14 protein-coding genes are annotated in these 12,458 nt (G+C 45.4%); all 14 read left to right on the top strand.

Annotated elements, in window-relative coordinates:
* Positions 1–88: 88 nt before the first annotated feature.
* The 14 genes from mioC (at position 89) to atpG (ending at position 12,440) form a co-directional block, all read left to right on the top strand.
* On the top strand, positions 89–526 hold the full coding sequence (mioC, locus tag JK130_RS07400; protein ID WP_218353683.1) for an FMN-binding protein MioC: 438 nt from the start codon (positions 89–91) through the stop codon (positions 524–526).
* 7 nt (positions 527–533) lie between these two features.
* A complete protein-coding gene (locus tag JK130_RS07395) occupies positions 534–1,196 on the top strand; it encodes a DnaT-like ssDNA-binding domain-containing protein (RefSeq protein WP_218353682.1) in 663 nt (220 codons plus the stop codon).
* A gap of 2 nt (positions 1,197–1,198) precedes the next feature.
* Positions 1,199–2,023: an ATP-binding protein gene (locus JK130_RS07390; protein ID WP_218353681.1), complete on the top strand. Its 825-nt coding sequence runs from the start codon at positions 1,199–1,201 to the stop codon at positions 2,021–2,023.
* 765 nt (positions 2,024–2,788) lie between these two features.
* Complete coding sequence (mnmG, locus tag JK130_RS07385) at positions 2,789–4,690, top strand: tRNA uridine-5-carboxymethylaminomethyl(34) synthesis enzyme MnmG (protein WP_218353680.1); 1,902 nt, start codon at positions 2,789–2,791, stop codon at positions 4,688–4,690.
* Positions 4,691–4,746: 56 nt separating this feature from the next.
* Entirely contained in the window at positions 4,747–5,331 is a 585-nt protein-coding gene (gene rsmG / locus JK130_RS07380) for a 16S rRNA (guanine(527)-N(7))-methyltransferase RsmG (protein WP_218353728.1), read from the top strand.
* A gap of 12 nt (positions 5,332–5,343) precedes the next feature.
* On the top strand, positions 5,344–6,138 hold the full coding sequence (locus JK130_RS07375; protein ID WP_218353679.1) for a ParA family protein: 795 nt from the start codon (positions 5,344–5,346) through the stop codon (positions 6,136–6,138).
* A 65-nt stretch (positions 6,139–6,203) separates the two neighbouring features.
* Positions 6,204–7,082, top strand: coding sequence for a ParB/RepB/Spo0J family partition protein (locus JK130_RS07370; RefSeq protein WP_218353678.1), 879 nt, complete (start codon positions 6,204–6,206; stop codon positions 7,080–7,082).
* Positions 7,083–7,261: 179 nt separating this feature from the next.
* Complete coding sequence (locus JK130_RS07365) at positions 7,262–7,660, top strand: ATP synthase subunit I (protein ID WP_218353677.1); 399 nt, start codon at positions 7,262–7,264, stop codon at positions 7,658–7,660.
* A 63-nt stretch (positions 7,661–7,723) separates the two neighbouring features.
* Positions 7,724–8,584, top strand: coding sequence for a F0F1 ATP synthase subunit A (gene atpB / locus JK130_RS07360; protein ID WP_218353676.1), 861 nt, complete (start codon positions 7,724–7,726; stop codon positions 8,582–8,584).
* Between the two features lie 97 nt (positions 8,585–8,681).
* Positions 8,682–8,903, top strand: coding sequence for a F0F1 ATP synthase subunit C (gene atpE / locus JK130_RS07355; protein WP_218353675.1), 222 nt, complete (start codon positions 8,682–8,684; stop codon positions 8,901–8,903).
* Positions 8,904–8,952: 49 nt separating this feature from the next.
* A complete protein-coding gene (gene atpF / locus JK130_RS07350) occupies positions 8,953–9,423 on the top strand; it encodes a F0F1 ATP synthase subunit B (protein ID WP_218353674.1) in 471 nt (156 codons plus the stop codon).
* Between the two features lie 14 nt (positions 9,424–9,437).
* Positions 9,438–9,971 carry a F0F1 ATP synthase subunit delta gene (atpH, locus tag JK130_RS07345; RefSeq protein ID WP_218353673.1) on the top strand — a complete coding sequence of 178 codons (534 nt, stop codon included), beginning with the start codon at positions 9,438–9,440 and terminating at the stop codon, positions 9,969–9,971.
* A 13-nt stretch (positions 9,972–9,984) separates the two neighbouring features.
* Positions 9,985–11,526, top strand: a complete 1,542-nt coding sequence (atpA, locus tag JK130_RS07340; protein WP_218353672.1) for a F0F1 ATP synthase subunit alpha — start codon at positions 9,985–9,987, stop codon at positions 11,524–11,526.
* Between the two features lie 53 nt (positions 11,527–11,579).
* Positions 11,580–12,440, top strand: coding sequence for a F0F1 ATP synthase subunit gamma (gene atpG / locus JK130_RS07335; protein ID WP_218353671.1), 861 nt, complete (start codon positions 11,580–11,582; stop codon positions 12,438–12,440).
* Positions 12,441–12,458: the final 18 nt, after the last annotated feature.

Genomic DNA, 12,458 nt, shown 5'->3' with positions numbered 1-12,458 from the left:
AGGCTATGTCTTTACCAAGCGTTCTTGTCAGTCTCGTTTAGCTGATAGTTTTCCTCCAAATTTTGACTGTTACCTGGAATAAAATACTATGTCTCATCATCTTACAATATTAGTTGGCTCGGTTTTGGGCGCCGCAGAATATGTGGCGGATGCACTGTCCGCAGTAGCAAAAGATGCCGGCTACCAGGTTGATATACAATTGACACCGGATTTTGAGACCGTCACAGCCGACTCGACCTGGCTGATCTGCACTTCTACCCATGGTGCCGGTGAACTACCCGACAATATTCAACCCTTTGCAGCGCAATTAAAAACGCAGGATTTATCGGGCGTCCACGCTTATGTGGTGGGCTTGGGCGACAGCAGCTACGACACCTTTTGTTATGCAGCGCAGACCATGGAAAAAGTATTGTCTGATCAGCAAGCCACCCTGATATGCGAGCCTCTTTATATTGATGTGTTAAATCATCCTATTCCTGAAGAAAAAGCGGTAGAATGGTTTTCACAACAACTGGCCAAAAAGTAACGCTGCTATGTTTACTCAGGCAGAATTTCATGCACTTTGCGCGCCCTTGTCTAATTCGGCCCGGGTTTTATACACGCTGGGGCTTCGTCCGACTGCAAATTTGGTTACCGCCGCCAGCGAACCGTTAAATTATAAATTTATTTTAAAATTGTTAAACGGCGCTGAGCAAAATGAGGGTTCGTATACCCGTGGACGGCAGATAAACACCCTACTCCAGCAACTTGAACAAGCCGGGCTGGTGGCTTTACCGCAGGCTTTAGACTTTGAGCATTCGTTAAATGGAAAAGCCTTACTGTTGCCACTAAGTACCCAGGCCCAAGATGATTTTGCACACCTACACCGTCAGCACCAGCCAATGAAAGCAAACTGGCAGCCCGATGAAGCGTTATTCAAGCAAATGGCCAATTTACTGGGTCTGATAGACAAAGAATTTGATAAAAACGATGTAGGAGAATTTATCGCTTACTGGCTAGGGCGACCTGCGGCTGTGTTCAGTCACTTTCAATGGACTCAGAAATTCACCTACGCAATGCGTCAAAAGCGGTTGGCTTCCGGCAGTGCACCTAAACAACAGGTCGGCAGTCAACAGGTACCCGTTGCAGCTGGCTTGGAAGCAGATGATAATGCGCGTAAGCTGGTAGCAAAATATTCATCACATAAAAAGACCTGATTATGGACTCCATTAAAGATCGTATTAATAGTTTGGCCCGCGCCATGGGTAAGTCTGGCATGGCAGAAGATGAATACACCGATTACAAAACCTTACGCACTCAATACGAACAACAAGCTAATGCTGAGGTTCGTCAACGTCAGCAACGCAGTAAAAAAGATCGTATTACGGCTATCCACGGTCGCTCAGATTTAAACCCAAAATGGACCTTTGCTAATTTAGTAGAAGACAGCGATGATGTTATAGAGGCGGTGAGTATTGCCCAGTCGTTTATTGCTGCTCATGAAGATCCCTCCTGGCGAAACTCGGGTTCTCATATGATGTTATTTTATGGAGATTATGGCCGGGGAAAATCACATATTGCCGGCGCTATCGCCCATCAACTTATTGATCAGTACGAAATAAGTGTTCTTTACAGACAATTATCGACGCTCCAGGAAATGCGTTATTTTTCGTACGATTTTAGCGCTCAAGACAACATAGGCCAGAAGTTTCGTGCCGCCCACCAAGAGTTGCTTGAAGTTGATTTATTAGTATTAGATGAGGTTTGCGTTAACGAAAGTGTACTGAAGAAAAATACTCAAAGCTGGTTGGGCAATTTACTGCGTCAACGGCTAGTAAATAAAAAGAATTGTATTTTGATCACTAACCATAATCTGGCCGAACTCGAACACGCAATAGGCCGCTATTGCTTTGAAAGTATTAAAGAATACGATACTTACCGGGTACGCTTTTCAGGTCCAAGTCGACGCAGTGGCATTACATCCAGCGAAGCCGAGCCCACAAGCAGTACCTCCACACGATATCAGCCTAACCAGATTCGGTAGTTCTTTTGTCTCTATTGTTGTTATAAGTCAGCGCCTGGTTTTGTTAAGAATCAGGCGTTTTTTTATTTTCAGGGTTTCAAAAGCCTGGCGAATGTGTGTTTTAGCATTATTTACGCAACAACCTTACCTATCAAAACCGCTTTTTCTAATTTTAATATCTCGCATAAATACACTTTATTTTGATATTAGTAAAAATTTGCTGAAGATCGTATCGACTGAACATAAATGACGTCGGTAGATCATTGAAGCAATGTGGATAAGATCGGCTGTGTAAAACGATCGGGGTATAGACCTTTTAAACCGCGATCAATTGATCAAACTCCTTAGTTTTTAGACAACTTATCCCCAATACGATCACAGCTTGATCACCCTTGTGGATATGATCACCCAGAGTACTGTGTATAAGCTTTGATCAACCCATTTATAAAAAGTCATCATTTCATGCCTGTGGATAAATAGGCCCCTTATACACAAGATCAGGCCCCTGTTATGATCGCTTCTGTACAAGGGTTATTCATTGTGTAAGATCCTGTGATCTAAAAGGAATGATCGCTTATCAACAGATCAGGCCGATCCTAATAATAATAAAAATAAAGAGATCTTAAGAGATCATATTATATATAAGCACACGCTCTTTCGTCGCAAACAGACTGCAATGCAGAAGATTTAACCGTTTTCATTACGGTCTAAGTCAGCTAAAATACGTGCCCTTTTGATCGAAGGGTTCCAGGATCATTTTTACAGCTTTGCATTGTGAGGTTTAGCATGTTTTATCAACACGAGTTTGATGTCATAGTCGTTGGCGGAGGCCATGCCGGTACCGAAGCTGCGATGGCTGCCGCCCGCATGGGAGCAAACACGCTTCTGCTGACCCACAATATTGAAACCATCGGTCAGATGTCCTGTAATCCGGCTATCGGCGGAATAGGCAAAGGTCATCTGGTCAAAGAGATCGATGCACTAGGCGGTGCAATGGCACTGGCCACCGATCGCAGTGGTATTCAATTTCGCACCCTGAATTCAAGCAAAGGTCCGGCTGTACGGGCTACCCGAGCTCAGGCCGATCGTACTTTGTATCGTCAGTCGATCAGAACCATGGTTGAGCAGCAAGAAAATCTGACCCTGTTTCAACAAAGCTGTGACGATCTGATTGTTGAAAACGATCGTGTCTGTGGTGTGATCACGCAAATGGGCTTAAAGTTTAAAGCCAAAACCGTGGTTCTCACTGTGGGTACCTTTTTAGGTGGAACCATTCATATCGGTCTTGAAAACTATCGGGGCGGCCGGGCAGGCGATCCACCCTCAGTGGCGTTGGCTGAACGCCTACGAGCCCTGCCATTCAGGGTAGACAGATTAAAAACCGGCACACCTGCACGGCTTGATACGCGCAGTCTCGATTTTAGTAAGATGCAGGCTCAACCTGGTGACACGCCGGTTCCGGTGGTTTCGTTCATGGGCAACCGTGATATGCACCCACGGCAAATTTCGTGCTATATCACCCATACCAATGCTAAAACCCATGACATTATCCGAAGCGGTATGGACCGCTCGCCCATGTATACGGGCATTATTGAAGGTGTCGGGCCACGATATTGTCCGAGCATCGAAGACAAAATTACCCGCTTTGCAGATAAATCTTCGCACCAAATCTTTGTAGAGCCCGAAGGTCTTAACAGCATGGAGGTTTACCCTAATGGTATCTCTACCAGTTTGCCGTTTGATGTTCAGATAGAAATGGTGCGCTCTATTGTGGGTTTTGAAAATGCGCATATCGTGCGTCCGGGCTATGCCATTGAGTATGACTTTTTTGATCCCCGCGATTTAAAGCAAACTCTGGAAACTAAACATCTGGATGGATTGTTTTTTGCTGGTCAGATTAATGGCACTACCGGATACGAAGAAGCCGGTGCTCAGGGGCTTATTGCCGGCGCCAATGCAGCTTTGCAGGTTCAAAACAAAGATCCACTTATTCTGCGTCGCGATCAGGCTTATATGGGTGTTCTGATAGACGATCTTGCTACCATGGGTACCAAAGAACCTTACCGCATGTTTACCAGCCGTGCAGAATATCGCTTATTGCTACGCGAAGACAACGCAGATATGCGCCTTACGGCATTAGGCCGTGACATTGGTTTGGTGGATGATGAACGGTGGCGCGCATTCAACACAAAAATGGAAGCCGTTGAAGGTGAGCAACAGCGTCTGCGCGGGCAGTGGGTACATCCGTCTCACGACGCGGTGGCCACGCTTAATCCTATGCTTAAAAATCCGGTTAGCCGGGAGCATTCTCTTGAAGAGTTAATTCGACGTCCTGAAATGACCTACGATAAGCTAATGGCGATTGAATCTCTGGGCCCGGGCTTAGATGATCCTATTGCAGCTCAGCAAGTTGAGATTCAGATAAAATACGCAGGTTATATCGCGCGTCAGCTTGAAGAAATTGCCAAAACCCAACGACACGAAAATACGTTGCTGCCAAAAGATTTTGATTACAGCAAAATTTCTGGCTTATCGAACGAAGTAGTCGCCAAGTTAACCGACGCCCGTCCTGAAACCATCGGCAAGGCTTCGCGTATCTCAGGCATTACCCCGGCTGCTATTTCGTTGTTATTGGTTTACCTTAAAAAATATGGATTGCTACGCAAGCAGGAGCAAATCAGCGCGTGACACAAACAGTAAATAAAACGCGTCTCGCTGAGATTTTGACTCAGGGTCTGCAAAAAATGACGGTCACGGTAAGTGCTCATCAACAACAGCAGTTGGTTGACTATATATGCCTGATGCATAAGTGGAATAAAGCTTACAATTTAACTTCGGTACGAGACCCGGAGCAAATGGTGATAAAACATCTGCTTGATTCGCTGAGTGTTTCGCCGGCTATCAATGCAGACCCTGTTATAGATGTTGGCACCGGGCCTGGTTTACCTGGAATGCCTTTGGCAATCGTTAATCCTGATGTCAGTTTTACGTTGCTTGATAGCCTGGGTAAACGGGTACGCTTTATGAAACAATGTGCCCATGAATTAAAACTAGACAACGTTACCTGTGTTCACAGTCGGGTTGAAGACCATCAAAATTCACAGCCCTATGCTATAGTGCTAAGCCGAGCCTTTGCTTCGCTAAAAGATATGTTGCACTGGTGCGAGCATCTGGTAGATTCGAAAGGAAAATTTTTGGCACTCAAAGGACAGTTTCCTCAAAGCGAAATTGACGAAGTAAGCAGTCACTTTCAAATAGAGTCCATATCGGCTTTGAATGTGCCTGATCTTGTCGGTGAACGTCACCTGGTGACTATTCGAAAAGTTTAAACAGGATTAAGTGTGGCTAAGGTAATCGCAATTGCGAATCAAAAAGGCGGCGTGGGCAAAACAACGACCGCAGTAAATGTTGCCGCTTCTATGGCCGCGACCAAACGCAAAGTGCTGCTTATTGATTTAGATCCTCAGGGCAATGCCACCATGGGCAGCGGCATTGATAAATACGATGTACCGGCAACGTGCTTTGAACTGTTAATAGAAGAGCAGCCTATTAACGAGGTTATGCTAAAAAGCACCAGTGGTAAGTATGATCTTATTCCGGCGAATGGCGACGTTACCGCAGCTGAAATCAAGTTAATGGAAATGTTTGCCCGCGAAGTACGTTTGCGCAATGCATTAAAGCCTGTACTTGATTACTACGACTTTATATTTATCGACTGTCCGCCTTCGTTAAATCAATTGACTGTCAATGCCCTGGCAGCAGCAGACTCTGTTCTGGTTCCCATGCAGTGCGAATACTACGCATTAGAAGGGATAACCGCGCTAATGGACACCATTGGAAAATTGGCCTCTGTGGTGAACCCTGAGCTGAAAATTGAGGGTGTTTTACGTACCATGTACGACCCACGCAATCGCCTTGCTAACGATGTATCAGAACAGTTAAAACGTCATTTTGGTGAGCAGGTTTATCGAACTGTGATACCAAGAAATGTACGATTAGCAGAGGCCCCCAGCTTTGGCACACCGGCGATGTACTATGATAAATCGTCAACCGGGGCCAAAGCGTATCTTGCTCTTGCCGGTGAAATTCTGCGCCGCCGCGACAAAGCCGGTGTTCAAGCGGCCAAAGCCGGATAAGTAAGAACGATAATCAATAACAATGACCGGTGATAACCGGCATACTGTGAGTCTTTGAGGAAACTATGTCAGCAAAAAAAAGAGGACTTGGGCGGGGTTTGGACGCCCTGTTGGCAACCAGTCAGTCTTCACCTCATCAAACATCAGAGCAGGCTTCACCCTCACCATCTGATTCTGAGTTGTGCAAGCTGCCTATAGAGTTCTTGCGACCGGGTAAATATCAGCCACGTAAAGACATGTCACCTGAAGCACTAGATGAGCTTTCTTTATCTATTCGCTCTCAAGGTATTATTCAGCCCATTGTAGTTCGCCAGGTAGACACCCAGCACTATGAAATTATAGCGGGCGAACGACGCTGGCGTGCTGCTCAGATGGCCGAGCTGGATACGGTCCCCTGTATTGTTAAAGATGTGCCAGATGAAGCTGCAGTCGCTATTGCGCTGATCGAGAATATCCAGCGTGAAGACCTTAATGCTATGGAAGAAGCGATAGCCCTTGAGCGTCTGATGAAAGAATTTGAACTGACTCACGCAGAAGTCGCCGAAGCGGTAGGCAAATCACGTACTTCAGTCACCAATTTATTACGCCTGAATAATTTGAACGAAGACGTTAAATTGCTGTTAGAGCATGGCGATATTGAGATGGGCCACGCCCGTGCTTTGCTGGCGCTGTCGGGCGATCAACAAACCGAGGCTGCACAGGTGGTATCGGGCAAGGGACTTACCGTGCGCGACACTGAAAAACTGGTGCGTAAGTTTTTAGAGCCCGCTAAGCCCAAACCTGAAAAAACCATAGACCCTGATGTACAAAGTTTGATGACTCGTTTGTCTGACAACTTTGGTACCGCTGTTTCAATTGATCACAATGCCAAGGGTAAAGGCAAGATAGTGATTAATTTCAGTGATTTAGAGCAGCTTGATGGTATTTTAACGAAAATGAGCTAGGCAGTTTAATAAATTTAGACAATATATGGTCGAAATATAATCACTTTTGTGTCTAGAATGGCCACTGTAACGTAATCGTCACAGAAAGTTTTCAAAATCACTTTCAATACACGATGCACTGTTGAATATTATCGATAAAACAGTATACTTCTGACGCTTTTTAGTTGGGCAGAATAACGTTGAGAAGTACTAAACGCACTGACCTCGCCGCTACCGGAAAATCTATTGCTAAGCGAGCAATAGCCGTACAAGCCACGGTCGCCGTGGTTATTGCCATAGCTGCAGGATTGTTCGCCGGTACAAAAATAGGCGTTTCTGTTTTTTTTGGGGCTTTAATTAGTCTGTTACCCAACATTGTTTTTGCGGTATTTGCGTTTAAATATTCCGGGGCCCGCCATAATCAGCAAGTGGCCCGAAGTTTTAGCCAGGGAGCAAAGGTAAAACTGGCATTAAGCATTATTTTGTTTGTTATTGCATTTACGTGGGTCAACGCAACCCCTTTGGCATTATTTGCCGGTTTTGCAGTAGCAATGGTTAGCCACTGGCTGGCCTTACTTCAACAACATAGCCGCCAATAAAAACGAAAAAAAGGCCGTTGAAGCACCGATTCAATTTTTACACTTTTAACTTTGGGTTTAAGCATGGCATCTGAGCAAACTACACAAGAGTATATTGTCCATCACTTGACCAATGCCACCATGTGTATGACAGACGAAGGTCTGCAAACAAACTATGGTAAGGGATTGGAAGAAGCCGCCACGGTGTGTCAGGAAGCGGGTTTTTGGGTATGGAATATTGATACCCTGGGCTGGTCGATAGCACTGGGCATTTTGTTTTTATGGCTGTTTCGTAAGGTCGCAAAATCAGCTACTACGGGCGTACCAAGCAAAACACAGGCATTTGTTGAAATGGTTGTGGAATTTGTAAACGACAACGTTCGCGACTCTTTTCATGGTAAAAATAATTTGATAGCGCCATTAGGCTTAACCATCTTTGTCTGGGTTTTTCTGATGAACCTGATGGATTTGGTTCCGGTTGACTTATTACCATGGATAGCAGGACAAATTGGCGCTGCAACTACCGGTGTAGACCCACACCATGTCTATATGAAAGTGGTTCCTACCACCGATCTTAACTTGCCTCTGGCGTTAGGGTTGGGTGTTTTTGTATTGATATTATTTTACTCAATTAAAGTTAAAGGCGTGAGTGGCTTTGTAAAAGAGCTGACCATGCAGCCGTTTAATCATTGGTCAATGATTCCGATTAACTTTATCCTTGAAACTGTCACATTGCTGGCGCGTCCGTTTTCTCTTGCATTGCGGTTATTTGGTAACCTGTACGCCGGCGAACTCATTTTCATTCTGATTGCAACTCTGGGCTTATGGCAGCTACCTCTGCACTTCCCATGGGCTGTATTCCATATTTTGGTTATTGTGCTTCAAGCCTTTATTTTCATGATGTTGACCATTGTGTATCTAAGTCTGGCGCACGAAGATCATTAACGAAGTACCGGTGCTAGCCCAGTACAACTGAAACCTGGGCTGTCGTCATTCATTTTTAACTTTTAACTTTAATATTTAACTTAAATCGGAGACGTAAATGTTATACATCGCTGTTTCACTATTAATCGGTCTTGGTGCCCTGGGTACTGCTATTGGTTTTGGTCTGTTAGGTGGTAAATTCCTTGAATCTGCTGCTCGTCAACCAGAACTGGCACCTCAACTTCAAGTAAAAATGTTCATCGTAGCGGGTCTTATCGATGCTATCGCGATGATCGGTGTTGGTATTGCCCTATACCTTCTGTTTGCTGTTGGTGCGTAATTTTAAAATACTACCGTCTATTAGCGAACATTAATGAGGAGGAGCGGTTGTGAATATTAACGCCACTCTAATAGGTCAATTAATCGCGTTTATGGTCTTCGTGTGGTTCTGCATGAAGTACGTATGGCCGCCACTATTGGCCGCGATTGAAGAGCGTCAGAAAAAGATTGCCGATGGCCTTGAAGCTTCCGATCGTGCTGAGAAAGACTTAGAGCTTGCTCAACAAAAAGCGACCGGACAGTTGAAAGAGGCGAAAGCGCAGGCAGCTGAAATTATCGAACAGGCCAAAAAGCGCGGTTCTCAGTTAGTTGATGAGGAAACGCAACGTGGTCAGGCCGAACGCGAAAAAATTATCGCTTCTGGTTATGCCGAGATTGAAGCTGAACGCAATCGTGCCAAAGAGGAATTGCGCAAGCATGTGGCTGCCCTGGCGGTTGCCGGTGCGCAACAAATCCTACAGCGCGAAATTGATGCACAAGCACAAAACGACATTGTTGAAAAACTTGTCGCTGAGCTTTAAGGGGGAGATGAGCCATGTCTGAATTGACAACCGTTGCTCGTCCTTACGCTAAAGCTGCTTTCGATTTCGCTGTCGAGCACAACACTGTTGCCCAATGGCAAGACATGCTGGTATTTGCCGGTCAGGTGGCTCAGAACAATGAAATGCACCAGGTATTAACTGGTGCCATTGCTCCTGAATCACTGGCTGAGATATTTATCAACGTGTGTGGTGAACAACTTGACCAAAACGGCCAAAACTTTATTAAAGTTCTGGCAGAGAATGAGCGCTTGGTTGCCTTACCAGTCATTAGTGACCTGTTTGATGCATTTAAAGCCGACTATGACAAAATCATAGAGGTGGACATTACATCAGCTACTGAGCTTACCGCTCAGCAAAAGTCACAAATTTCGGCAACATTAGAAGAGCGTTTGGCACGTAAAGTGAAGCTTAATTGTAATGTAGATTCTGCCCTGTTAGCAGGCTTTGTTGTTAAAGCTGGCGATACAGTAATTGACGGTTCAGTTAAATCAAAACTGGAACGTTTGGCCGATACGTTACAAGCATAACGGGGATAAGAGCATGCAACTTAATTCCACTGAAATTGCAGAACTGATCAAGAAAAGAATTGAGCAGTTTAATGTATCCAGTGAAGCACGCAACGAAGGTACTATCGTTGCAGTAACCGACGGAATTATCCGTATTCATGGCCTTGCCGACGTTAAACAAGGCGAGATGATCGAGCTTCCTGGCAGTCGCTATGCAATTGCACTAAACCTTGAGCGAGACTCAGTTGGTGCCGTTGTAATGGGTCCTTATGCGGATTTGACTGAAGGAACAAAAGTACAGTCAACCGGCCGTATCTTAGAAGTACCGGTAGGCCGTGCACTACTTGGACGTGTTGTTAACACTCTGGGTGAGCCAATAGATGGTAAAGGTTCAATTGAGGCAGCAGGCTTTGAGCCGGTTGAGAAAATTGCACCAGGTGTTATCGAACGTCAGTCAGTAGACCAGCCAGTACAAACTGGTTATAAGTCTGTTGATGCGATGGTTCCGGTTGGCCGAGGTCAGCGTGAGTTGATCATCGGTGACCGTCAGACCGGTAAAACGGCGATGGCCGTAGATGCTATCATCAACCAAAAAGATACAGGCATTAAATGTGTGTACGTAGCGGTTGGTCAAAAAGCCTCTACCATTGCTAACGTAGTACGTAAGCTGGAAGAACATGGCGCGCTGGCACACACAATCATTGTTGCTGCTTCAGCTTCTGAATCTGCTGCCTTACAATATTTGGCACCGTATTCAGGTTGTACCATGGGCGAATTCTTCCGTGACCGTGGTGAAGATGCACTGATTATTTATGATGATCTGTCAAAACAAGCCGTAGCGTATCGTCAGATTTCATTGCTGCTAAAACGCCCACCAGGTCGTGAAGCATACCCAGGTGATGTTTTCTATCTTCACTCGCGTTTGCTAGAACGTGCTGCTCGTGTAAACGAACACTTCGTTGAAAAGTTCACCAATGGTGAAGTGAAAGGTAAAACAGGTTCATTAACCGCATTGCCTATCATCGAAACTCAGGCTGGTGACGTTTCTGCGTTCGTACCTACTAACGTTATCTCAATCACCGATGGTCAGATATTCTTAGAAACTGACCTGTTTAACGCAGGTATTCGTCCTGCTGTTAACGCTGGTGTTTCAGTATCACGGGTAGGGGGGGCTGCACAGACCAAGATTATCAAGAAGCTGGGCGGTGGTATTCGTTTGGCACTTGCACAGTATCGTGAATTGGCGGCATTCTCACAGTTTGCTTCTGACCTTGACGAAGCAACCCGTGAACAGCTTGAACATGGTGAGCGTGTAACTGAGCTGATGAAGCAGAAACAATATGCACCATTGTCAATTGCTGACATGGGTGTGTCTTTGTTCGCCGTAGAGAAGGGTTTCCTGAAAGACGTTGAGCTAGACAAGATTCTGGATTTTGAAGCCTCGCTGCATTCTTACATGAACAGCGATCACACTGAGCTGATGAACACTATCAACGAGTCTGGTAACTACAACGACGACATTGCTGCGAAATTAAGTGACGCTTTGAAAAAATTCAAAGAAACACAAACGTGGTAATCGCTAGTGCTGGCTGTAAAGCCAGCACAACGTTAGGTTAACGGGAGATAGTCATGGCCAGTGGTAAAGAGATAAAAGGTAAGATTGGGAGTATCAAAAATACTCAAAAAATTACCAGTGCTATGGAAATGGTTGCCGCGTCAAAAATGAAAAAGGCGCAGGAACGCATGTCCACCGGGCGTCCATATGCACAGAACATGCTTAAAGTGATTGGTCACATTGCTAACGGTAATCTCGAATATCGTCATCCTTACCTTGAAGAGCGTGACGTGAAGCGAGTTGGCTACATTGTCATTTCTACCGATCGCGGGCTTTGCGGGGGTTTAAATACCAACGAATTTAAGCGTGTTACCCAGGAAGTAAAAACCTGGCGCAACAAAGATGTAGAAGTAGACTTTGCGGCCGTAGGTGCAAAAGCCTGTGCCTTTTTTAAACGGTTTGGTGGCAACTTACTTGCAGCCGAATCGGGCTTAGGTGACACACCCACAGTAAGTGACGTAGTAGGTGTAGTACGCGTTATGCTGAGAGCGTACGACGAAGGCAAGTTAGATCGGATTTATCTGGTATTTAACGACTTCGTGAACACCATGACGCAAACGCCAGTGGTCAATCAATTACTGCCTTTGCCAAAGTCAGAAGACGAAAATTATCAGCATCGCTGGGACTACATTTACGAACCTGACCCGAAAGAAATTCTGGAGTCGCTAATGGTTCGTTACATTGAGTCTCAGGTATATCAGGGTGTGGTAGAAAACGCTGCTTCAGAGCAGGCCGCACGAATGGTAGCGATGAAAGCTGCTACCGATAACGCAGGTAATCTTATTGATGACTTGCAACTGGTATACAACAAGGCTCGTCAGGCTGCAATCACACAAGAGATTAGTGAGATTGTAAGCGGCGCCGCGGCGGTGTAGGCGAAGGTTTAGAAAAGA

The organism is Alteromonas lipotrueiana (assembly GCF_019249245.1).
Classification (GTDB): Bacteria; Pseudomonadota; Gammaproteobacteria; order Enterobacterales; family Alteromonadaceae; genus Alteromonas; species Alteromonas lipotrueiana.
The sequence above is the reverse complement of the archived record's forward strand: the minus strand, read 5'-3'. Positions and strand labels throughout refer to the sequence as shown.